Here is a 22,353-nt window from a genome sequence, read left to right as displayed (position 1 = left end):
GCGCCGTAGGCTGGGCCGTATGCGGATTGCCCTCGCGCAGATCCTCAGCGGTACCGACCCGTCGGCGAACCTCGCGGTCGTGGAGGACTACACCCGCCGCGCCGCCGACGCCGGTGCCCGGATGGTGCTGTTCCCCGAGGCCACGATGTGCCGGTTCGGAGTGCCGCTCGCACCGGTCGCCGAGCCGCTCGACGGGCCGTGGGCCACGGGTGTGCGGGCCATCGCCGAGCGGGCGGGCATCGTCGTCGTCGCGGGCATGTTCGTGCCGTCCGGTGACGGGCGCGTTCTGAACACGCTGATCGCCGTCGGCGACGACGTCGACGCGCACTACGAGAAGATCCACCTCTACGACGCGTTCGGCTTCAAGGAGTCCAAGACGGTCGCGCCCGGCCGGGAGCCGGTGCTGATCGAGGTCGACGGTGTGAGCGTCGGGCTGACGCTGTGCTACGACGTCCGCTTCCCGGAGCTCTACGTCGAGCTGGCCGAACGTGGTGCGCAGCTGATCACCGTGCACGCGTCGTGGGGCAGCGGGCCGGGCAAGCTCGACCAGTGGACGTTGCTGGCGAGGGCCCGCGCGATCGACACGGCCGGCTTCGTCGCCGCCGTCGACCAGGGCAGTCCCGAACCCGACATCGCGGCGCTCGGCCCGACCGGCGTGGGAGGCAGCCTGGTCGCGTCCCCCACCGGCGAGGTCCTGGTCGGTGCGGGTGACGACCCGCAATTGCTGGTGGCCGACATCGACCTCGAGAGCGGACGCAAAGCGCGCGAGACGGTCGCGGTGTTGCGCAACCGCGCGGACTTTGCTCGTCGCGGTAAGGCAGAATCGCGCTCGTGACTGACCCGTGGGCCCGCCCGAACCAGCCGTCGCCGCCGCAGGGCCAGGTCCCCTCACCCCAGCAGGACCAGGCTCCCCCGCCGCAAGGGCCGGCACCGCAGGGGCCGCCGCCCGGACCCCGGGGAGCGAACGAGCCGGGCCCGAGCGAGCCGCCGCCGTCGGAGTCGAAACTGCGGAGCCTGCTGCGCGATCCCCTCTCGATCGTGCTGGTGGTCGTCATCGTGGTGGCCCTGGTGCTGGCCGGCGTGCTCGCCGGTGAACTGTATGCACGCAATCGCGCGAACAATGTCGTCGCGGGCGTCACGTCATGCGTCGTCGAGGACGAGGCGAGCGCATCGTTCGGCGTCATGCCGCCGTTCCTGATCCAGCACATGTCCGGCCACTACACGAACATCCACATCGAGACCGCCGGTAACCAGATCCGCGACGCCAAGGGCATGAAGGTCGAGTTGACCATCGAGGACGTCCGCCTCGAGGACACAGCCACCTCGGGCGGAACGATCGGCTCACTGGTGGCCGACATCAACTGGTCCTCGGAGGGCATCCGGCAGACCATCTCCGATTCGATCCCGCTCATCGGCTCGTTCGTCAGCGGTGTCACCACCAACCCGTCCGACGACACGATCGAACTGGAAGGCGCGCTCGGCTCGATCAGGGCCCGGCCGGCGGTCGTCGACGGTGGAATCTCGTTGCAGGTGATCGAGTTGACCGGCCTCGGCTTCACGCTGCCCCGCGAAGCCGTGCAGCCGGCGTTGGACGCGTTCACCTCCGAGCTGACGAAGAACTACCCGATGAACATCAAGGCCGATTCGGTGGAGGTCACCGATGACGGTGTGGTGAGCAGGTTCTCGACGCGCAACGCCGATATCCCGAAGGGTCAGCAGGATCCCTGCTTCGCCGAGCTGTGACCGTCAGTCGGTGCCACCGGTCCAGCGGAAACTGTTGACATACTTGCCCATATCGATTGCCAGCTGCAGGTTGGCACCCGACGGATGGCCCGTGCCGAAGTCGGGCGTGAATTCGCGGTATGGCCCGATCGCCGAGGCGACCAGTGCGACATCGTTCTTGACGGCGACCATCACGATCAGCCGGAGCCGGGTGAAGCTGCCGCTGGCGTCCTGCGGGTAGTCATCGGCGACGACACCGTAGCCGGGCTCATAGCCGACCATCGCGTTGGGGATCTCGTATTCTGTTGTGGCGTCCGGGTAGTACTCGTCGATCAGGTCCTCGGCCACCTGCTTGGGAGTCCGGTTCTCGGCGCGCAGACCGAACAGCTCGAGCATGCCGGTGTCCCCGCCGGTGAACTCCAGCTCGACCCCGTCGTCGAGGAGCGTCGCCTCGTACGCGCTACCGGGTCCCGGGTATTGGACGGAGAACGACCCGTCGGCGGCGTAGAACCGCGGGTTGGATTCGATGGGCTCGCCGATCGGGGGCCGTCCACAATCGGGCGGGCACACGATCTTCGGGATGTCGGGGGTGGCGAGCACGGCCGCCACCGTGCCGGCCGTGACCGCGATGGCCGCGCCCATACCCAGCGTCGCGAGCACCCGCGCGCGGCCGGCCTCCCCCGCGAGGTTCGGCTGCTGCGGCTCTGCGCCCGCGGCACGCTGCCCACCACGCAGCGCAGCCAGCGCGACCACGGCGATAGCGGTGTGCACGATCAGATGCACGGTGTGCGGCACCGGGGTGTACTCGGTGACACCGATGATCGCGTAGAGCGCCAGCGTCACAATCACACTCGCGGCGATCATCCTCCGACGCCCCGCCCACAGCGCGATGCCGACGAGCCCGCCGAGCATCAGCGCGGTCAACGGCAGGGTGAGCCCCTGGATACCGGCCTGCACGAGAAGCGCGCTGACCCATAGGTCTTCGGCCCTGAAACCGGTCGCGAACTGCGGAACCAGTCTGATCAACGTCGCTGCCGACGTGAAGACGACGGCGCTCAACGCCCCGACCGCGTAACCGTCGAACGGCCGACGAGGCACGCCGCGGCGCAACCACAGCACCGCCGCCGGGATCAGCATCACGATCGCGCCACCGACCGGTATCGCGATGCCCGTCAACAGCTTTTCGCGGTCGAGCTCACCGCCGCTGAGTGCGACATCGTGAGACTCGGCGATGATGCCGCCGGTTGCCAACGCCCACCCGGCACCGAGCGCCGCGGCCAGCGCTGCGGTCAAGACCAACTGCCGTACCGCTACGTCGTGACTTGCCTGACGCAGATAGGCGACGAACACCAGCGCCACACCGACGGCACCGATCGCGATCAGCGGTGCCTGCCAACGCAGCACCGCGAACCCGGCGAGCATGGCCGCCAAGGCTGCCATCGCCGTCCCGAGCGTCACCCTCGATGAGGTCGACACGTGCGGAAACAGGGTGCTCGTCAAGGGATCTCGCCACCGGCGTCGGCGGCGTGGCGACGCTTCGGTCAACGCGACGTCTTCTGCAGGTCGAGGATGTTGCGTGCGAGATTCTCGATGTTCGGGCTGCCCAGGCCCGTCACCAGGTCGTATCCAGGTGCCGCCAGATCGACGGCGTTGCCGCCCTTGATCACATCACGGAAGCCGGGTAGACGGGACCCGGAGGCCACCTGGTAGAGCACGGGATTGAGGTTTCCGACCGGTCGTCCACCGTTGGCCACCAGGTACTGGTTCATCAGCACAGTGAGTGCCGCCCAGATCGGGGCCGATTGCGACGTGCCGCCGCCGACGACCTCGCGCTGGCCGTAGATGAACCGCACACCGGTGAAAGGATCGGCGACCGCCGAGACGTCGGGGAGTAGCCGGCGGCGCTCGGTGTCACGCTCGACATCCAATTTGTCCTGCCACGCCGGCCGGGCGAACAACTTCGCCACCCCGCCGCTACTGCCCTGCGACAGCGGCGAATCCACCCACGCGTGTTCGGCCAGCCACTGCCCACGCGCACCGGTCGACAGCGTGGTGCCTCCGACCGACGTCATCGTGGGAAGGGAGGCGACCGCGTCGACACCGATGTCGTCGGGTCCCGGCGGAGCCGACCATCGGTCTCCGCCTTTGCACTCCAGACCGGCGGTGTCCCCGCTGGCGTCGAAGGCCGTTGTGCCGCGCCGCTGGGCCGCCGTCAAGGCCGCCTCGACCGGAGCCAGATCGGCCGCGGTGACGAACGCCTCGCATCCCCAGCCGATCGACAGACTCCACACCGCGCCCGGGTAGTCACGGTCGACCTGTTCGAACAGCCTCCCGAGCTTCTCGTAGCTGCCGTCGCCCTCCACCGTCGGCCGGGCGTTGACCACCACAAGCCGCGCATCGGGCGCAATCGCGTGCGCCACTTGCAGATCCATCGCCGTCTCACCGTGCACCTCGGACGGCTTGCCGCCGACGATCTCGGGCGTGAAGCGCGGTAATCCGGACGTATCGGCGAACAGGTCGAGGTCCTCCTGCTCGACGCTGTCGAACGCGAAGATGACGATCGTTGCGCCCGCACCGGTGAAACCGGCGTCCGCCAACGGCGTCGCGTTGTACGCCGACAACAATCCGTCGGGCGTCAGCCCGCCCTTGGGCACGTCGAGGGGAACGAAGTCGGGCCGCTTCATGCGGTACGGGGTGTAGCTCATCACCCGCCCGACCGCGGTGACGTCGTCGCGGAGTTCCGCCGGTATCGCCGGCTGTTCGGGCGAGGCGTAGAACTCCTCGCCCTTCGGAGACCGGTAGTCGCGCACCGGAATCCCGAACGCCCGCGCGAGATCCCCGGCCGTTCCCTCGACGATCGCCCATGCGTCACCGGGCCGCCAGCGCACCCAGAGGTCGCGCGCGTCCGCCCAGCCCATCAAGGCGGCTGGACGTTCCGGTCCGCCGAGCGTGACGGTGAGTTGCGCGTCCGCCGAACGTGAGGGGCCCAGGTCGGTCGAACTCGCCAGCAACGCCGCATAGGGGCCGGTGATCACCGCCGGGGTGCGCGATGCACACGCACCCGACGCTGCGATGAGCAGCGCGGCGGTGAACAGTAAGGCGGCCCCGGGCCTACTGGCCGTGAGGACCGCGGTGCCGACCGGGCGTCGGACCGGGAGCCGGCGGCGCATGAACGGTGGGCGAGAACGGGTTCGGCTCATTGGGATCGATGCGCGGCGCCTTCTCCGTCGGCGTAGCGGGAGGAGGCGGCGCCGTAGTGGTGGTGGTTGTCGTCGTCGTCGTGGTCGACGTCTCGGGCGCCGGTTCCTCTTCCCGGGCGCAGCCGGCGGTGAACGCACCCATCGCCAGCACCGCGGTCACCCCCGCTCCGGCCAGCGTTCGACGAAGCAAACCGCTTTGAGTCATCATGATCGGATCCTATCCACGGTTTCCCGTGTACGCAGATGGTGATGGTTCCAGCCGTCGGGGGCGGACGTCACTATACGGCAAATTTCGATTAGGCGCGTAAATTACTGTCGGCGGTCGGCTTTCGGAAAGCCCTCGAGCACCGCCCTGGTCGCCGACAACCCCAATCGGGTGGCGCCGGCGTTCAGCATCGCGATCGCGTCATCGGCGGTCCGGATGCCGCCGCTGGCTTTGACTTGCGGACCCACCGTCGTCATCAGCTCCACGGCGCGCACCGACGCCCCGCCTGCGGGATGAAATCCCGTGGAGGTCTTGACGAAATCGGCGCCTGCCTCCGCCGCGGCCCGGCAGGCACCCAGCAATGTCTGCTCGTCGCCGAGCAGAAGTAGCGCGGCGGACTCGACGATCACTTTCAACGTCGCGCGGGGCCCGATCTCGGTACGCACCGCCTCGACGTCGGCACGCACCGCAGCGAAGTCGCCGTGCAGCGCCGCCCCCACATCGATCACCATGTCGATCTCACCCGCGCCGGCTTCGACCGCGAGCCGCGCCTCGGAAGCTTTGATCGCCGAAAGGTGTTTGCCCGAGGGGAATCCGACCACCGCACACACCACCTGCGACGGCGAACCGGACCGTCTGGCGACCGACACCATCGACGGCGACACGCAGACGGCGTAGACCCCGAGCGCCCCAGCCTCCTCGGCGACCGCGGCGACGTCGGCCTCGGTCGCTTCGGGCTTGAGCAGTGTGTGATCGACCAGCCCGGCGACCTCGTCGCGTCGGTAGCTGTGAGTCATCAGAACGGCTCTTCGGTACCGCCGGGGTTGCAGCCGGTCTCCACCATCTGGTCATAGGAGACCTCGGGGCGCCACGGCTCGAGATTCCAGCTGGTCTTACCGGGTTGGTAGTACTCGGCGAACTCCCAGTGACAGACGAATTGCGGTTTCATACCCGGGATGTCCGCATCGGGGGCGAGCGCGAGCACCTCGACCCAGGCCGCCTCGCCCTGAGCCGGGGTGGCCAACCCGGACGCCCGGCGGCCGGCCGCGGTCGGATACACCCGCAGACTCGACAGATCGCCCCACTTGGCCCATTCGACGTGATCGACCAACGGCGGGGCCGGCGTCGTCGGGTCGGCAGGCGGCGCAGGATTCGCCGACGCCACGGGGCCGGCCAGCGCAGGCACCAGGAAACCGGCCGCCATGACGACGACCGCGATGACTCGACGCACTACCGGGACTTCCCCTGGACCTCGAGCAGCTTGGGCCGCACATCGACCAGGTAGACACCGGCCGCGACGGCGGCGATGGCGGGGCCGAGCACGGAACCGAGGACCAGCGCGAGCAACCCGGCGACCCCGAGGATGACCAACCAGACCGGCTTGGTCAGTTTGTCGGCGGCCGGATACGCGTCCGGCCGTTGCATCGCCGCGTGGACGAACGCGTACACCGTCGTCGCGAGCACGGCGATCTGCAAAAAGAAGAGGACGTAACCCACCAAGCCTTGGAGCTGCACGCTTCAAGACTAAGCGGGTTACGTCCCCTCGGTCGACTTTGGGCCTTCCGACCCGCTGTCGCGTCCTTACTTCTGGGTGACCTTCTTGGCCGCAGCCTTCTTGGCCGGAGCCTTCTTGGCCGGGGTCTTCTTCGCCGGGGCCTTGGCCGGAGCCTTCTTGGCGGCGTTCTTCACCGGCGCGGCACCCTTGTCCGCCTTCTTGGGCAGCTCCACGCCGACCAGTTTGGCGGCACGCTCACCCACGGCGCGGGTCTGCGCGGCCACGTTGCCCAGTGCCTCCTGGGTCAGCTCGACGGCCTGGTCGGTGTAGCCCTCGACACGGCCGGCGGCCTCGCTGAAGCCGGGCTGGCTGCGCAGGCGCTCGAGTGCGGCCTCACCACGCTCGACGAGCTTGTTGTAGGTGGTCTGCGCCGCCTCGGCGTAGGTCTCGGCGAACTTGCGCAGCTCGTCGGAGCTCAGACGGTCGCGCAGCTCACCGAACTGCGTCGGCAGGTCCTCCTGCAACCGGTCGATCCGCGCACGGGTCCCCTCGACGCGGCTACGCGAATCGGTGCGGGCGTCGTCGGCACGCTCACGAAGGGCGGCGACGATCTCGTTGACCCGCTCGAGGGCGAGGTCGGCGGCACCGACGGCGGCGAGCAACGGCGCCTTGAGGTCGTCGGGGGTGGGCTGGTTCTTGGCGGGGGTGTTCTTGGCCATGGTGTTCCTTTCTCAAGGTATGTCGTTGGCTTGCGTTCGGGTTCAGAAAGTGGAGTCTCTATTCAGTCGACGACTCCTGTTCTGTGTCGCTACCTGTCTCGTCAACTTCGGCCTCGTTCTGCTGACAGAACGACGTGTAGATGTCGAGCAGCACCTGCTTCTGCCGCTCGGTGATCACCGTGTCGTTGACGATGGCGTCGCGCACCTCGCTCTTCTCGCTGGGCTCGAGAATCCCGGCCCGCACGTAGAGCACCTCCGCCGACAACCGCAACGCCTTGGCGATCTGGTTGAGCACGTCGGCGGAGGGTTTGCGCAATCCCCGCTCGATCTGGCTGAGGTAGGGATTGCTGACTCCGGCCTTCTCGGCCAGCTGTCGTACGGATACCTGAGCGGCCTCGCGCTGCGTCCGAATGAACGTGCCGATGTCCTGCGCGGCGGTCTGCGCAGCGTTGGACACGACGACGGCAAGATTCTCATCCTGCGACATACGAAGCCCTCCGCGCATCGGGTATCCAGTAAGCGACTCACCTACCGTACGACGGAGTGCTAACTTTTGCAAGCACTCGTTAGCGCAGGTCAGAATATAAGTTGGGCTACGGAATAGATGACCAGACCCGCCAGCGCGCCGACCACGGTTCCGTTGATCCGGATGAATTGCAGGTCGCGTCCGACGTGCAGCTCGATGCGGCGACTGGCCTCGTCGGCGTCCCACCGTTCGATGGTTTCGGTGATGATCGCGGTGATCTCCACGCCGTACTGAGCGACCAGGTGCTGGGCCGCCCGGATGATCCAGTTGTCCACCTTGTCGCGCAGGTCGGCGTCGTCGCGCAAGGACTCCCCGATCAGCATCACGCTGTCGGCTATCCGCGTGCGCAGCGTCGATGAGGGGTCGTCGACCGACTCAAACAGGATGCGCTTGGCCGCCGTCCAGGCGGTCTCCGCGGCGCGGGTGACCTCCTCGCGGGCCATGACCTGTTCCTTGACGTTCTCGGCGCGCTCGATGGTGGCCTGATCGTGCTGGAGGTCGTCGGCGAACTCGAACAGGAACCGGGTCGCCGACCGCCGCAGTTCGTGGTCCGGGTTGCGTCGAACCTTGTCGGTGAAGTCCATCAACTCGCGGTGGATGCGGTCGCCGACGAGGTGGTCCACCCAGCGCGGGGACCAGGTTGGCGAATCGCGCTCGATGACCCGGTCGATCACGGGTCCGGCGTTGAGGGACCACTGGAAGGCGCGGTCGGCGAGCAGTTGCAGCAGCGCCTCCTGCCGGTGTTCGGCCAACAGCGTGGCCAGCACGCGACCGATGGGAGGACCCCACTGCGGCTCGGCGACGCGCTTGACGATCATCCGGTCCAGCACCTGCTGCACATCCTCGTCGCGCAGCATCTCCACGAGAACTCGCAGCACGGTGGCGGTTTCGGCGGCAACGCGTTCGGCGTGCGAGCGGTCGGAGAGCCACTTGCCCAGCCGACCGGCGACCTCGGCGTTGCGCAGCTTGGCCGACACGACTTCAGCCGACAGGAAGTTCTCGCGGACGAAGGTGCCGAGGCCCTCACCGAGCTGGTCCTTCTTGCGCTTGATGATCGCGGTGTGCGGGATCGGGATGCCCAGCGGGTGTTTGAACAGGGCGGTGACCGCGAACCAGTCCGCGAGCGCACCGACCATGCCGGCCTCGGCGGCCGCGCGCACATAGCCGACCCAGTCCGGCGCGTTACCGGTGGATTGGGCCCAGGTGCAGATCAGGAAGACGACCGAGGCACCGATGAGGAAACTCAGCGCGACGACCTTCATGCGCCGCAGCGAACGGCGACGCTCCGCATCGGCGACGGAGTCGGCCCCCGCCAACGATTCGGCGAAGCTTCTCCGCGGAGCGGGCGGAGCCGCCGCGGCGGGTCGCCCGGCGCTCAGTCTGTGTGCCACCCCACCATCATCCGCTACGACGCGCGCCACCCTGGTCCGACAACACGCGACGTCAAGATCAGCCGTACTATCAAGGGGAACTACGGAACGGATCACGGGGATAGTGGCACAACAGTCCGAAGCGATCGCGGTCAAGACAGACGGCCGCAAGCGGCGTTGGCACAAGCACAAGGTAGAGCGCCGCAACGAGCTGGTGGATGGCACCCTGGAGGCGATCCGCCGCCTCGGCAGCGGCGTCAGCATGGACGAGATCGCGGCCGAGATCGGTGTCTCGAAGACGGTGCTGTACCGCTACTTCGTCGACAAGAACGACCTGACGACCGCGGTGATGATGCGGTTCGCGCAGACCACGCTGATCCCGAACATGGCCGCGGCGCTGTCATCGAACCTGGACGGGTACGAGCTGACGCGCGAAGTCATCCGGGTCTACGTCGAAACGGTGGCCGCCGAACCCGAACCCTATGAGTTCGTGATGGCGAACAACTCGGCAAGCAAGAGCCGCGCGGTCGCAACGAGTGAGCAGATCATCGCCCGCATGTTGGCGGTGATGTTGCGACGCCGGATGCAGGAGGCCGGTATGGACACCGGGGGTGTCGAGCCGTGGGCTTACCACACGGTCGGCGGGGTTCAGCTGGCGACGCACTCGTGGATGTCGAATCGGCGCATGAGCTCCGACGAGCTGATCGACTACTTGACCATGCTGTCGTGGAATGCGTTGTGCGGCATCGTCGAAGTGGGCGGGTCGCTCGAGGCGTTCCGTAGCCGGCCACACCCGTCGCCGATGCTGCCGCCGACCCAAGACGACCGGTGAGCTCGGACGCGGTCACCTCACCCATCGCCGACGCGGTGCGGTTTCGGCACGGCGACAAGGTGTCCGATCTGAACACTTCGGCGACACCGGGTTTCGACGGCTCCAAGGCCGATGCGGCACCGGTGCAGGCGGCCCGCAGCAACCGCCTGGCCGAACTGCAGGAGATGCTCTACGCCAGTTCCAAGGGCAGCGACGACGCCCGCTCGGTCTTGCTGGTGCTGCAGGGCATGGACGCCGCGGGCAAGGGCGGGATCGTCAAGCATGTTGTCGGAGCGGTCAATCCTATGGGTGTGCGCTACACCGCGTTCGGCAAGCCGACACCGGAGGAGCTGGCGCACGACTTCCTGTGGCGCATCCGGCGTGCACTGCCGCCGCCGGGCCACATCGGCGTCTTCGACCGGTCACATTACGAGGATGTGCTCATCGTTCGGGTGCGCAACCTGGTACCGCCGGAGGTGTGGGGTGCGCGCTACGACGAGATCAACGCCTTCGAGCGCGAACTCGTCGACGGTGGAACGACTCTGGTGAAGGTCGCGATGTTCATCTCCCTCGAGGAGCAGCGCAAGCAGCTGCTCGAACGGCTCGACGACCCGACGAAATACTGGAAGTACAACCCGGGTGACATCGACGAGCGCCTCGAGTGGCCTCGGTATCAGGAGGCCTACCAGGCGGTCCTGGATCGCACGTCGACGGACTACGCGCCGTGGCATGTGGTGCCCTGCGATCGCCGATGGTACGGCCGGCTCGCCGTCACCGAATTGCTGATCGGTGCGCTCGAAAGTCTCGACTTGGCTTACCCGCCTGCGGATTTCGATGTCGACGCCGAACGCAAGCGGCTGCTGGAGTCTTAGCGCCGAGACTGCGGTTTCTGACGAATTTCGGCCGATTTCTGTCATAAACCGCAGTCTCGCGGAACCGTTTGGGCGCTTGGCGCATCTAACGGGATATGGACCATCTCATCGTGGGCAGCGAGGCGCTGGCCGCCGGCATCGTGACACGTCACAACCTGCGCACCAAATACTTCAAGGTGCACCACAACGTATACGCGCCGACGGGAATGGAACTCGACGCGAGAGACCGCGCCGTCGCAGCTTGGCTTTGGTCTCGCGGACAAGCGACCATATTCGGCCATTCGGCCGCGGCGATGTTCGGAACTCGCTGGCTACCGCCCGACAGACCGGCGGAACTGGCACGTATACGCCATCGATCTCCGCGCGGAATCGCCATCTTCAGTGGGACGCTCGCCGATGACGAGGTCTGCCTGCGAGGTAGTTTCGACTGTACGACACCCGCTCGCACGGCTTATGACCTAGGCCGGCGCGTGCCGGGGGATCTGGGGATCATGCGAATCGACGCCCTGCTCAACGCGACCGGGTGCACCATCGCCGAAGTGCAGGGCATCGCGAACCGCTATCCCGGCGCACGAGGCATCCGTGAACTGCGCGCGACGTTGGATCTCGTCGATGGCGGTGCGGAATCGCCGAAGGAGACCGAGCTTCGCCTGCTGCTCGTCCGTGCCGGGTTGCCTCGCCCGGCCACGCAGATTCGCGTTGGCAATCGCCGAATCGATATGGGCTGGCGCCATCCGAAAGTGGGCGTCGAGTACGACGGAGTGCAGCATTGGACGACTCCCGACATTCACGCCGGAGACATCGAACGGCTGGAGTTCTTGGCCGCGCAAGGCTGGCTGATCGTGCGGGTCAGCGCGCGTCACCTACGGTATCGACGAGAAGAGATAGTGCGCCGGGTATGCGAGGCGCTCAGGAGCCGCGGCTGCCCCGTTTGATGGGCGGCGCTCGGCGCTAATAGCTGTAGAAGCCCTGGCCTGACTTCTTGCCGAGCTGACCCGCCTCGACCATCCGCAGCAGCAGCGGCGGCGGCGCGTAATGCGGATCCTTGAGTTCTTCGAACATCGAGTCGGCGATCAGCTTCATGGTGTCCAGACCGATCAGGTCCGAAAGCCGCAGCGGCCCCATCGGATGCGAGAGCCCGGCCACGATCGCCTTGTCCACGTCCTCGACCGTGGCGACGCCCGCCTCCACCATCCGGATCGCCGACAACAGATACGGCACCAGCAGCGCGTTGACGACGAAACCCGAACGGTCGCTGCACCGCACCACCTGCTTGCCCAGCACCTCGCTGGCGAACTGCTCGGTCCGCGCGAGCGCCCCCTCCGACGTCACCAGCGTGTTGACCAGTTCCACCAGCGGCAGCACCGGCACCGGGTTGAAGAAGTGCAGCCCCAGCACCCGGCTCGGATTCTTGGTCGCCGCAGCGATTTTCATGATCGGGATGCTCGACGTGTTCGACGCCAGCACCGCGTCGGGATCGGTGATGATCTCGTCGAGCTGGGCGAAGATCTTGCCCTTGACGGCCTCATCCTCGACGACGGCCTCGATCACCAGCTGGCGGTCGGCCAGATCCGACAGGTTGGTCGTGTAGCTCAACCGCGCCAGCGTCGCATCGCGATCGGCTTCGGAGAGCTTGCCCTTGCTCGCCGCCCGCTCCAGCGATCCGGTGATCCGCTTGCGCCCGGCCTCGACGAGTTCCTCGGACGGCTCGTAGACGACGACGTTCGCGCCGGCTTTCGCCGACACTTCGGCGATGCCGCTGCCCATCTGTCCGGCGCCGACCACGCCCACTCGTTCGATACTCATTGCGTCCTCTCCACAACATCAGGCCCCGCCCAATATAAGGACGGGGCCTGATGACAAGCCGTTGGGCCTCGTGAGCCTACTGGGCCTGGCTTACTCACCGAGATGTCAGTGGAACTGACCCTCTTCGGTCGAACCCTTCAGCGCGGTGGTCGAGCTGGTCGGGTCCACCGTGGTGGCGATCCGGTCGAAGTAGCCCGCGCCGACCTCGCGCTGGTGCTTGGTCGCGGTGTAACCCCGCTCCTCGGCGGCGAACTCGCGCTCCTGCAGCTCGACGTACGCGCTCATCTGGTTGCGGGCGTAGCCGTAAGCCAGATCGAACATCGAGTAGTTCAGGGCGTGGAAGCCGGCCAGCGTGATGAACTGGAACTTGAAGCCCATCGCGCCGAGCTCCTTCTGGAACTTCGCGATCGTGGCGTCGTCGAGGTGCTTCTTCCAGTTGAACGACGGCGAGCAGTTGTAGGCCAGCATCTGGTCGGGGAACTCGGCCTGCACGCCCTCGGCGAACTGCTTGGCCAGCTCGAGGTCGGGGGTGCCGGTCTCCATCCAGATCAGGTCGGCGTACGGCGCGTACGCCTTCGCGCGCGCGATGCACGGCTCGATGCCGTTCTTCACGCGGTAGAAGCCTTCCTTGGTCCGCTCACCGGTGATGAACGGCTGGTCGCGCTCGTCGACGTCGGAGGTGATCAGCGTGGCGGCCTCGGCGTCGGTGCGGGCGATCACGACGGTCGGGACGTCGGCGACGTCGGCGGCCAGCCGTGCCGAGGTCAGCGTGCGGATGTGCTGCTGGGTCGGGATCAGCACCTTGCCACCGAGGTGGCCGCACTTCTTCTCCGAGGCCAGCTGGTCCTCCCAGTGTGAGCCCGCGACGCCGGCGGCGATCATCGCCTTCTGCAGCTCGTAGACGTTGAGCGCACCGCCGAAGCCGGCCTCACCGTCGGCGACGATCGGCACCAGCCAGTTCTCGACCGAGGTGTCGCCCTCGACCTTGGCGATCTCATCGGCACGCAGCAGCGCGTTGTTGATCCGGCGGACCACCTGCGGCACCGAGTTGGCCGGGTACAGGCTCTGGTCGGGGTAGGTGTGGCCGGACAGGTTCGCGTCACCGGCGACCTGCCATCCGGACAGGTAGATGGCCTTCAGGCCGGCACGGACCTGCTGGACGGCCATGTTGCCGGTCAGCGCGCCGAGCGCGTTGACGAACTCCATGTCGTGCAGCTGATTCCACAGGATCTCCGCCCCGCGCTTGGCCAGCGTGGACTCCTCGACGACGGTGCCCTGCAGCGCGACGACGTCCTCGGCGGAGTAGTCGCGGGTCACGTTCTTCCAGCGGGGATTGGTGTCCCAGTCGCGCTGGATTTCTTCTGCGCTCTTCGGCTTGCCGACGGTTGACATGGCGCTCCTTCGATCTGTTCACTATCGCTGCGGCGCGGCCGGCATACCCGGCTTGTTAACGCCCACACGGTTTTGCGGTTTCGCTACTACGAGGATGCCTCAGTCCATTAGCGCAGGTCCAGCCGTTTCGGATGCCAAGTTTCGCCAAGCACCACCCGAAGTTTGCAAATTTTGCGAAGAAGGGTATGTGCTTGACCGGTTCAGAAGTTACCGATGAGTAGCCGATATCCGCAGGTCAGTACGCTCGTACTGTTAAACCGGCGGCGATCAGAGGTTGAAGATCGATGCGACGGCCTTGGCCTCGTCGCCGACCGCATATGTGAGCGTTGTAACAGTGCGGTCCGTCAGCTCGGGACCGAATTTGTCCGTCGAACCCGGCGGATAGGTGTGGCTGAGGATCTCCATCTTGTCGCCCAGCGCGACCGCCGCGTCGTGTTCGATCGTCGCGCGTAACGGGTACCGCGCCAGCTCCGGATGGTGGTGCAGGTAGTCCTCGATCACCGACCAGTACACCGCGTTGTTCATGTGGTCGAAGATGTCGATGTCGCTGACCCGCATCGGGAACTCGCGGATCTCGTCGGCGTCCTCACGGCTCCCCGCCGACAGGTAGGCCTTCCACCGCAACCGGTCGACGTCGGTCGTGCGCCGCAGCCCCTCGAGGAAGTCGTCGGATATGCGCGCCGGGCCCTGCGTCTCCCGATTGATGTTGATCCAGAAGGCTTCCGACTCCACGAGGCCGCCCTTTCGGCCGTCGATGCGCACCCGCATCTCACACCACCGGTTCGATGTGCCCGAGCACCACCGGCGCAGCCGCAGTATGTCCTGGAACTCGATCGGCCGGATCATGTCGATCATCGTGCGGCGCACGATCCACAGCGGATGGGTCTCCTGAAAACCCAATTCGCGTAGTTGGTCGGACCCGATGTCCTGGATGTGACGCGTCGCGGCGTCGAATTTGAGCCGGCCTTCGCGGTCCACGTCGGCGACCCGGAGGGGCCACTCGATGTCGAAGACATCGGGGTGCGGGTCAGGGACGGGCATCATGGTCTTGGCCAGGCCCTGCGCCGGGCCCGTTCCCGATCCCTGCTTCGTACTCACGACCGCCGATCCTGCCACACTGGTCGATTTGCCAACAATGCGAAGAGCACCTTCGCACCGTTGCTACGCTGGTTGACGTGGCGAAAACGTTTGTCGGCGCACGGGTTCGGCAACTTCGCAGCGAACGCGGCTTCAGCCAGGCGGCGCTCGCGCAGATGCTCGACATCTCGCCGAGCTACCTCAACCAGATCGAACACGATGTGCGGCCGCTGACCGTGGCCGTCTTGTTGCGCATCACCGAGGTTTTCGGCGTCGACGCGACCTTCTTCGCCTCCGAGGACGACACCCGTCTGGTCGCGGAGCTTCGCGAGGTCACCCTCGACCGTGACCTCGATATCGACGTCGACCTGGCCGAGATCGCGGACATGGTGGCCGCGCATCCCAACCTCGCCCGCGCCATGGTCAACCTGCACCGTCGTTACCAGCTGACCACCACCAGGCTGGCGGCGGCCACCGAGGACAGGTTCGCCGCAGGCGGCGGCTTCAGCTCGGGTTCGGGTGCGATCACCATGCCGCACGAGGAGGTACGCGACTACTTCTACCAACGCCAGAACTATCTGCACGAACTCGATACCGCCGCCGAAGACCTCACCATCCGCATGCGAATGCAGCGCTCGGAGCTCGCGCGCCAACTGTCGGACCGGCTGACGATGGTGCACGGCGTGCGCATCATCCACCGCATGGACCTCGGGGAATCGGTGCTGCACCGCTACCAGCCCGAGTCCAGGACCCTCGAGCTCAACAACCATCTCTCGTCCGGGCAGACGGTGTTCAAGATGGCCGTCGAACTGGCGTACCTGGAATTCGGCGGCCTCATCGACAAGCTCGTGGACGAGGGCAAATTCACCAGCGATGAGTCGAGGCGGCTGGCGCGCCTGGGCCTGGCCAACTACTGCGCCGCCGCAATAGTGTTGCCGTACACGCAGTTTCACGGTGTCGCGGAGAACTTCCGCTACGACGTCGAGCGGCTTTCGGCGTTCTACTCGGTCAGCTACGAGACGATCGCGCACCGGCTCTCGACCCTGCAGCGGCCGTCGATGCGCGGTGTGCCGCTGTCCTTCGTCCGGGTCGACCGCGCCGGCAACATGTCAAAGCGCCAGTCCGCCACCGGTTTCCACTTCTCGTCCAGCGGCGGTACCTGCCCGCTGTGGAACGTCTACGAGACATTCGCCAATCCCGGCAAGATCCTGGTGCAGGTCGCGCAGATGCCCGACGGCCGCAACTATCTGTGGGTGGCCCGCACCGTCGAGCGGCGCGCGCAGCGCTACGGCCAGCCGGGAAAGACGTTCGCCATCGGCCTGGGGTGCGAGCTGCGCCACGCGCATCGGTTGGTGTACTCGGAGGGGCTCGACCTGTCCGGGGAGGTGTCGACGCCGATCGGTGCCGGTTGTCGGGTCTGCGAGCGCGACAACTGCCCGCAGCGCGCCTTCCCCGCCCTGGGCCGTGCGCTCGACATCGACGAGCACCGCAGCACCGTCTCGCCCTATCTGGTACGTCGACCCTGATGGTGCGTCCACACGTAGACTCGCTGTGATGAGCGCACCCGAGTCGGCCCGTATCGCGCCCGGTGGATTCAAGGAACTCGGCCCGGTGAACTGGGCCATCGCCAAGCTCGGCGCCCGGGCGATCAGGGCGCCCCGGTTCAGCCTCTTCAATGTGCTTGGCCAACATCGGCTTCTGTTCTTGGCGTGGCTGCCGTACAGCGGTGTGCTGCTCGGAATGCTGAGCAAGCTGTCGGTGCAGGACGCCGAGACCGTCATCCTGCGCGTCGGGCATCTTCGCGACTGCGAGTACGAATTGCAGCAGCACCGCCGCCTGGCCCGTACCCGCGGAATCGGCCCGGACGTGCAGAAGAAGATCTTCGAGGGTCCCGACGCCGAGGGGTTGACCGACCGCCAGCGCGCGTTGATCACCGCCACCGACGAGTTCGTCGTCACCCGCGGCGTCTCACCCGAGACCTGGGCCGTGCTGGCCAGGCACCTCACCAAACCGCAACTGATCGAGTTCTGCATGCTGGCCGCCCAGTACGACGGGCTGGCAGCGACGATCACCACTTTGAAAGTGCCGCTGGACTTCCCGGACTAGAGGTACGTGATACCGAGCACGATCAGCGACAGCAGCACCGGGGAGACCGGCAGCGCACACAGGAACGCCGCCCGCACCTCGCTGCCGCGCTGATACGCGCGCCAACCCAGCCAGCCGACCGCGCCGCCCACGAGGAACGACACCGCGGCCACCACGAGCACCCAGGAGCTGACGTCCGACGTCGAGGTGGCAAAGGAGATGCCGGCCAGCCAGAGGATATGGCCGATCACCAAGCCGCCGATGCCGGCGACCCAGAGCGCCCTCGTCGTGCTGGATGTCTGAACCACGCTGATGTGTCGACCCGTGCTCAGAAGTTGATCATGTGGCCGAGCAGCCCGTGGAAGCACTCCTGCAACGCCTCGGACATGGTCGGGTGCGTGTGCACGTTGCGGGCCAGCTCGGTGGCGGTGAGGTCCCACTTCTGGGCCAACGTCAGCTCGGGCAGCAGCTCGGAGACGTCGTGGCCGATGAGGTGGCCGCCGATCAGCTCGCCGTACTTGCCGTCGGCGATCAGCTTGACGAAGCCGCTGGGGTCACCCGCCCCGTGCGCCTTGGCGTTGGCGGTGAACGGGAACTTGGCGACCTTGACGTCGTAACCCTCTTCGCGGGCCTGCTCCTCGGTGAGCCCGAAGCTGGCGACCTGCGGCTGACAGAACGTCGCGCGCGGCAGCATCCGGTAGTCCCCGAGCGGCAGAGTCTCTGCGCCGGCGATGGTTTCGGCGGCGATGACGCCCTGGGCCTCGGCCACGTGCGCCAACTGCAGCTTGCCCGTCACGTCGCCGATCGCGTAGATGTGCGGCACGCTGGTGCGCATGTAGTCGTCGATCTCGATCGCTTTGCGCTCGGTGATCCCAACGCCCGTGTTGTCCAACCCGTAGCCTTCGAGATTGGGCGCGAAACCGATTGCCTGGAGCACCTTTTCGGCTTTGATGTCCTGCGACTTGCCGTCCTTGCTGACGCTCACGGTGACGTCGTCGCCGCTGTCCTTGATCGACTCGACCTTGGTTCCGGTCAGCACCTTGACGCCCAGCTTCTTGAACTGCTTCTCGATCTCCTTGGAGACCTCGGCGTCCTCGTTGGGCAGCGCGCGGGGCAGGAACTCGACGATCGTCACGTCGACGCCGTAGTTCTTCATGACGTAGCCGAACTCCATGCCGATGGCGCCCGCGCCGGCGATGACGATCGAGGACGGCAACTCGCGCGTCATGATGAGTTCTTCGTAGGTGACCACGTTTTCGGACAGCGACGTGCCGGGCACCAGGCGCGTACTGCTCCCGGTGGCGATGATGATGTTGTCGAACTCGACCGTTTCGGTGCCGCCCTCGTTCAGGTCGACCTCGAGCGTGTGCTCGTCTTTGAACTTGCCGTAGCCGTGGATCTCGGTGATCTTGTTCTTCTTCATCAAGTAGTGCACGCCGGCGACGCGGCCGTCGGCGATCTTGCGGCTGCGGTCGAAGGCGACGCCGTAGTCGAACGTCGCCTCTCCGTTGATGCCGAACTGCTTGGCTTCCTTGGTGAAGATGTGGGCGAGCTCCGCGTTGCGCAGCAGCGCCTTGGACGGGATGCACCCGACGTTGAGGCAGACGCCGCCCCAGTACTTGGGTTCGACGATGGCGGTGTTCAGTCCGAGCTGCGCGGCGCGGATGGCCGCGACGTACCCGCCGGGACCTGCTCCGAGAACGACGACGTCATAGTGGGTCACGCCCCCACACTAATGGGCATCGGCGAACGGCCCGCCATGTCCTGCGGGATCGCGTTGAATCGGCTGGGGCCACGGCGCCGGGCGCGGACGCTGACGCACCTGCAGCGGCCACCAGAACCATCGCCCGAGCAGCGTGGCCACCGACGGCGTCATCAATCCCCTGATCACGAATGTGTCGAACATCAGACCCAACGCAATGGTGGTGCCGACCTGGCCGATGACGATCAGGTCGCTGACCGCCATCGTCGCCATGGTGAAGGCGAACACCAGCCCGGCGGCGGTGACGACGGGACCGCTGCCTGCCATGGCGCGGATGGTGCCGGTGCGCAGCCCGGCGTGCACTTCCTCCTTCATCCGCGACACCAGCAGAAGGTTGTAGTCCGCGCCGACGGCCACCAGCACGATGATCGCCATCGGCAAGACCATCCAGTGCAGGGGGATCCCGATGATGTGCTGCCACAGCACGACCGACATCCCGAATGCGGTGCCCAGGCTGAGCGCCACGGTTCCGACGATGACCAGGGCGGCGACCAGCGCCCGGGTGATGATCATCATGATGACGAGGATCAGCAGGAGCGCCGCCGTCACGGCGATCAGCAGGTCGTAATCGGCGCCCTGCTGCATGTCGTCGAACATCGCAGCGGCGCCGCCGACGTAGATCCACGAACCTTCCAGCGGTGTGCCCTTGATCGCCGCGGCCGCGGCCTTCTTGAGCGGTTCGATCCGCGAAATGCCTTCCTCGGTCAGCGGGTCGCCCTGGTGGATGATCGTGAACCGGACGGCGTGTCCATCCGGCGACATCATCAGGTCCATACCGCGGATGAAGTCGGCGTTGGTGAACGCTTCCGGCGGGACGTAGAAGGAATCGTCGTTGAGGGCTTCGTCGAACGCCTCCCCCATCGCCGCGCTGTCCTGCTGTTGTTCCATGGTCTGGTCCTGCTGGGCCTTCTGGACCTGATACTGGTTCAGCATCATCTGGCGCTGGTTTTTCATCGACTGGATCATGCCCGGCATCACCGCGGTCATCTCCAGCGTCAGATCGGCCATCCGGTTGATATCAGGAACCATCGCCTGGAAGTCGTCCGACATTGTCGAGATGCCGTCGAGGCTGTCGAAGATGGAACGCAGCGACCAGCACACCGGAATGTTGAAACAGTGCGGCTCCCAATAGAAGTAGTTGCGCATCGGCCGGAAGAAGTCATCAAAATCGGCCATGCTGTCACGCACGTCCTGCAGGGTCAGGGACGTGTCGCCCATCTTGTCGGCCATACTTCGCGACACCACGGACAGTTCGCGGGTGATCGCGTTCATCTTCTCCATCGACGCGATGGTGTGCGCCATCTCGTCGGCCTGGGCCATGATGTTGTCGATGACGCCCTGTTGGTAGTCGTTGGACATGAGCTGGCCGACGCCCTGCTGGCCGATCATGTAGGGAATCGTCGTGTGCTCGATCGGTTTGCCGTCGGGCCGGGTGATGGCCTGCACCTGGGCGATTCCCTCGACGTCCGCCAAGGCCTTCGCGATCTTGTCGATCATCAAGAATCCCGCCGGGTTTCGCAGGTCGCGGTCGGTCTCGACCATCAGCACATCCGGGTTCATCCGGGCCTCGGAGAAATGCCGGGTCGCGGCGGCGTAACCGACGTTGGCCGAGATGTCGTCGGGCAGATACAGGCGGTCGTTGTAGCTGGTGTGGTAGCTGGGCAGCGCGAGCAAGCCGACCAGGCAGGCCGCGACAGCCACCACCACGAACGCGCCGGGCCAGCGGACGGTCGAGGTGCCGATCCGACGCCACGCCCGGGTCGACGACTTGGTCCTGGGCTCCAGCACCCGGCCGAACCGGCTGACCACCGAGATCAGCGCGGGACTGAACGTCAGGGCCACCACGATGCCGAACACCATCGCCACGGCCATCGGATAACCCATGCTCTGGAAATAGGGCAGCCGGGTGAAGTTCAGGCAGAAGGTGGCTCCCGCGATGGTCAGACCGGACGCGGCCACGACGTGGGCGGTGCCGTGAAACATCGTGTAGTACGCCGATTCTCGGTCTTCACCGGATCGGCGTGCCTCCTGGTACCGGCCGACCAGGAAGATCCCGTAGTCGACGGCGGTGGCGATGGTCAAGGTGACCACCAGGTTGGTGGCGAAGGTCGTCAGGCCAAAGACGTTGTGGTAGCCCAAGAATGAGATCAACCCGCGCGCGCCCATCAGTCCCATCGCGAGCATGCTGAGCAGCACGAGCGTCGTGGCGATGGACCGGTAGATCACCAACAGCATGACGACGATGACGCCGAAGGTGAGCATCTCGATAGTGCGCATGCTCTTGTCGCCGACGGCGTTCTGGTCTGTCGTCGTGGCCGCCGCGCCGGTGACGTAGACCCCGACACCGGGGGGTGTCGGGTGTCTGGCGACGATGTCCCGCACCGCGCGCACCGACTCGTTGGCCAAGGCCTCGCCCTGGTCGCCGGCGATGTACACCTGGGTGTAAGCGGCCTTGCCGTCGACGCTTTGCGCGCCCGCCGCGGTGAACGAGTCAGACCAGAGGTCCTGCACGTACTGCACGTGTGCGGTGTCGGCGCGCAGGTCCCGCACCATCTGTTCGTAGAACTCGAGCGCCTCGACGCCCAGCTTCTCCTCGCCCTCGAGCACCACCATGACCGAACTGCTAGTGTCGTATTCCTCGAACGTGGTGCCGACGCGCTTCATCGCGATCATCGACGGCGCGTCCTGCGGGCTCATCGACACCGCGCGCTGCTTGCCCACCACTTCCAGTTGCGGCACCGCGGTGTTGAGGAAGCCGACGATGACGACCCAGCCCACGATGATCGGCAGAGCGAAAAGGCGGATCAACCGCGGAAGCCACGGACGTTTCGGCCGGGCGATCGGGTTGCGGTCCGTCGGCGCGTCGTCGACCGGTGCGCTCATGCGGACTTCACCAGACAGAAGGTCTGAGCGTTCACACCCTGAGCCGTCTTCTCATCCTTGATCTCGTCGTCCACGGTGATCCGGCAGCCGATGGACTGCCCGTCGGTCTGGGCGATGATGTTCGGTGCCACCGACGGCGCTGTCGTCTCCAACGTCAGCGACCAGGGCAGGCTCACGGTTCCGGCGCGCACGGGCTTGCCGTCGAGATCCAGGTAGTTGACCACAGCGGCCCCCGAACCGAAGACCTCGTAGACCACGACCTTCGGGATGAACTTCTCCGCGGTGTCGGCGCCGATCGGCGTCTTCAAGGCGGGCTCGGCACCGAAGACGCCGCGGAAGTTCGACACAGCGAGAACGCCCGCGGATACGGCGATCACGATCATGGCGGGCAGCCAGAGACGCGTGACCAGTTTCATGACCGTCGCGCC

The 22,353-nt window shown here is 66.3% G+C and carries 22 protein-coding genes and 1 pseudogene; 7 read left to right on the top strand and 16 right to left on the bottom strand.

What is annotated here, in order from left to right; translation table 11 throughout:
* Nucleotides 1-19: 19 nt before the first annotated feature.
* Together AU197_RS04100 and AU197_RS04095 are read left to right on the top strand one after the other, a co-directional pair.
* Nucleotides 20-835, top strand: coding sequence for a carbon-nitrogen hydrolase family protein (locus AU197_RS04100; RefSeq protein ID WP_064401252.1), 816 nt, complete (start codon nucleotides 20-22; stop codon nucleotides 833-835).
* Nucleotides 832-1,743 carry an LmeA family phospholipid-binding protein gene (locus AU197_RS04095; RefSeq protein ID WP_064401251.1) on the top strand — a complete coding sequence of 304 codons (912 nt, stop codon included), beginning with the start codon at nucleotides 832-834 and terminating at the stop codon, nucleotides 1,741-1,743. The genes AU197_RS04100 and AU197_RS04095 overlap by 4 nt, the downstream gene beginning before the upstream one ends.
* A gap of 3 nt (nucleotides 1,744-1,746) precedes the next feature.
* On the opposite strand, the gene AU197_RS25885 is transcribed toward AU197_RS04095, so the two are convergent.
* The 9 genes and pseudogenes from AU197_RS25885 to AU197_RS04050 form a co-directional block, all read right to left on the bottom strand.
* The gene (locus AU197_RS25885; protein ID WP_231744818.1) at nucleotides 1,747-3,222 is read right to left on the bottom strand and encodes a zinc ribbon domain-containing protein; all 1,476 of its coding nucleotides are present in this window, start codon (nucleotides 3,220-3,222) and stop codon (nucleotides 1,747-1,749) included.
* Nucleotides 3,223-3,263: 41 nt separating this feature from the next.
* A complete protein-coding gene (locus tag AU197_RS04085; RefSeq protein WP_064401250.1) occupies nucleotides 3,264-4,892 on the bottom strand; it encodes a S53 family peptidase in 1,629 nt (542 codons plus the stop codon).
* Nucleotides 4,834-5,130: a hypothetical protein gene (locus AU197_RS25880; protein WP_502687853.1), complete on the bottom strand. Its 297-nt coding sequence runs from the start codon at nucleotides 5,128-5,130 to the stop codon at nucleotides 4,834-4,836. The genes AU197_RS04085 and AU197_RS25880 overlap by 59 nt, the downstream gene beginning before the upstream one ends.
* A gap of 101 nt (nucleotides 5,131-5,231) precedes the next feature.
* Nucleotides 5,232-5,924 (bottom strand): deoxyribose-phosphate aldolase, encoded by a 693-nt coding sequence (gene deoC / locus AU197_RS04075; RefSeq protein WP_064401248.1) that lies wholly within the window; start codon nucleotides 5,922-5,924, stop codon nucleotides 5,232-5,234.
* A complete protein-coding gene (locus tag AU197_RS04070; RefSeq protein ID WP_082696503.1) occupies nucleotides 5,924-6,331 on the bottom strand; it encodes a DUF2599 domain-containing protein in 408 nt (135 codons plus the stop codon). The genes deoC and AU197_RS04070 overlap by 1 nt, the downstream gene beginning before the upstream one ends.
* Before the next feature lie 26 nt (nucleotides 6,332-6,357).
* Nucleotides 6,358-6,642 (bottom strand): DUF2516 family protein, encoded by a 285-nt coding sequence (locus AU197_RS04065; protein WP_064351279.1) that lies wholly within the window; start codon nucleotides 6,640-6,642, stop codon nucleotides 6,358-6,360.
* Nucleotides 6,643-6,726: 84 nt separating this feature from the next.
* Nucleotides 6,727-6,864, bottom strand: a pseudogene (locus AU197_RS26865) (hypothetical protein); the annotation flags it as partial.
* A 535-nt stretch (nucleotides 6,865-7,399) separates the two neighbouring features.
* Nucleotides 7,400-7,828, bottom strand: a complete 429-nt coding sequence (locus tag AU197_RS04055) for a helix-turn-helix domain-containing protein (RefSeq protein ID WP_064401245.1) — start codon at nucleotides 7,826-7,828, stop codon at nucleotides 7,400-7,402.
* Between the two features lie 89 nt (nucleotides 7,829-7,917).
* Nucleotides 7,918-9,288, bottom strand: a complete 1,371-nt coding sequence (locus AU197_RS04050; RefSeq protein ID WP_197415453.1) for a DUF445 domain-containing protein — start codon at nucleotides 9,286-9,288, stop codon at nucleotides 7,918-7,920.
* 73 nt (nucleotides 9,289-9,361) lie between these two features.
* Between AU197_RS04050 and AU197_RS04045 the strand changes: the two genes are divergently transcribed.
* The 3 genes from AU197_RS04045 (at nucleotide 9,362) to AU197_RS04035 (ending at nucleotide 11,855) form a co-directional block, all read left to right on the top strand.
* Nucleotides 9,362-10,069 carry a TetR/AcrR family transcriptional regulator gene (locus AU197_RS04045; protein WP_064401243.1) on the top strand — a complete coding sequence of 236 codons (708 nt, stop codon included), beginning with the start codon at nucleotides 9,362-9,364 and terminating at the stop codon, nucleotides 10,067-10,069.
* Nucleotides 10,066-10,920 carry a polyphosphate kinase 2 family protein gene (locus AU197_RS04040; protein ID WP_064401242.1) on the top strand — a complete coding sequence of 285 codons (855 nt, stop codon included), beginning with the start codon at nucleotides 10,066-10,068 and terminating at the stop codon, nucleotides 10,918-10,920. The genes AU197_RS04045 and AU197_RS04040 overlap by 4 nt, the downstream gene beginning before the upstream one ends.
* A gap of 95 nt (nucleotides 10,921-11,015) precedes the next feature.
* On the top strand, nucleotides 11,016-11,855 hold the full coding sequence (locus tag AU197_RS04035; protein WP_064401241.1) for an endonuclease domain-containing protein: 840 nt from the start codon (nucleotides 11,016-11,018) through the stop codon (nucleotides 11,853-11,855).
* Nucleotides 11,856-11,871: 16 nt separating this feature from the next.
* Here the strand turns inward: AU197_RS04035 and AU197_RS04030 are convergent, their stop codons facing one another.
* The 3 genes from AU197_RS04030 to AU197_RS04020 all read right to left on the bottom strand — a co-directional run bounded on the left by AU197_RS04030 (nucleotide 11,872) and on the right by AU197_RS04020 (nucleotide 15,162).
* The gene (locus tag AU197_RS04030) at nucleotides 11,872-12,726 is read right to left on the bottom strand and encodes a 3-hydroxybutyryl-CoA dehydrogenase (RefSeq protein WP_064401240.1); all 855 of its coding nucleotides are present in this window, start codon (nucleotides 12,724-12,726) and stop codon (nucleotides 11,872-11,874) included.
* Nucleotides 12,727-12,831: 105 nt separating this feature from the next.
* On the bottom strand, nucleotides 12,832-14,118 hold the full coding sequence (aceA, locus tag AU197_RS04025) for an isocitrate lyase (protein ID WP_064401239.1): 1,287 nt from the start codon (nucleotides 14,116-14,118) through the stop codon (nucleotides 12,832-12,834).
* A gap of 267 nt (nucleotides 14,119-14,385) precedes the next feature.
* On the bottom strand, nucleotides 14,386-15,162 hold the full coding sequence (locus AU197_RS04020) for an acyl-[acyl-carrier-protein] thioesterase (RefSeq protein WP_064401384.1): 777 nt from the start codon (nucleotides 15,160-15,162) through the stop codon (nucleotides 14,386-14,388).
* 131 nt (nucleotides 15,163-15,293) lie between these two features.
* Between AU197_RS04020 and ramB the strand changes: the two genes are divergently transcribed.
* Both ramB and AU197_RS04010 read left to right on the top strand, forming a co-directional pair.
* Complete coding sequence (gene ramB / locus AU197_RS04015; protein WP_064401238.1) at nucleotides 15,294-16,721, top strand: acetate metabolism transcriptional regulator RamB; 1,428 nt, start codon at nucleotides 15,294-15,296, stop codon at nucleotides 16,719-16,721.
* Nucleotides 16,722-16,749: 28 nt separating this feature from the next.
* The gene (locus tag AU197_RS04010) at nucleotides 16,750-17,301 is read left to right on the top strand and encodes a carboxymuconolactone decarboxylase family protein (protein WP_064401237.1); all 552 of its coding nucleotides are present in this window, start codon (nucleotides 16,750-16,752) and stop codon (nucleotides 17,299-17,301) included.
* On the opposite strand, the gene AU197_RS04005 is transcribed toward AU197_RS04010, so the two are convergent.
* Genes AU197_RS04005 through AU197_RS03990 form a run of 4 tightly spaced genes read right to left on the bottom strand, consistent with a single transcriptional unit; the run spans nucleotide 17,298 to nucleotide 22,341 of the window.
* Nucleotides 17,298-17,588: a hypothetical protein gene (locus tag AU197_RS04005; RefSeq protein WP_064401236.1), complete on the bottom strand. Its 291-nt coding sequence runs from the start codon at nucleotides 17,586-17,588 to the stop codon at nucleotides 17,298-17,300. The two genes, AU197_RS04010 and AU197_RS04005, sit on opposite strands and share 4 nt — an antisense overlap.
* Before the next feature lie 20 nt (nucleotides 17,589-17,608).
* Complete coding sequence (gene lpdA, locus AU197_RS04000; RefSeq protein ID WP_064401235.1) at nucleotides 17,609-19,003, bottom strand: dihydrolipoyl dehydrogenase; 1,395 nt, start codon at nucleotides 19,001-19,003, stop codon at nucleotides 17,609-17,611.
* Between the two features lie 9 nt (nucleotides 19,004-19,012).
* Complete coding sequence (locus AU197_RS03995; RefSeq protein WP_064401234.1) at nucleotides 19,013-21,925, bottom strand: MMPL/RND family transporter; 2,913 nt, start codon at nucleotides 21,923-21,925, stop codon at nucleotides 19,013-19,015.
* Nucleotides 21,922-22,341, bottom strand: coding sequence for an MmpS family transport accessory protein (locus AU197_RS03990; protein ID WP_064401383.1), 420 nt, complete (start codon nucleotides 22,339-22,341; stop codon nucleotides 21,922-21,924). The genes AU197_RS03995 and AU197_RS03990 overlap by 4 nt, the downstream gene beginning before the upstream one ends.
* Nucleotides 22,342-22,353 lie beyond the last annotated feature (12 nt).

The sequence above is a fragment of the Mycobacterium sp. IS-1590 genome (assembly GCF_001500025.1).
Taxonomy (GTDB): Bacteria; Actinomycetota; Actinomycetes; order Mycobacteriales; family Mycobacteriaceae; genus Mycobacterium.
Note: the sequence above shows the minus strand (reverse complement) of the source record. Positions and strands in the feature narration are given on the sequence as shown.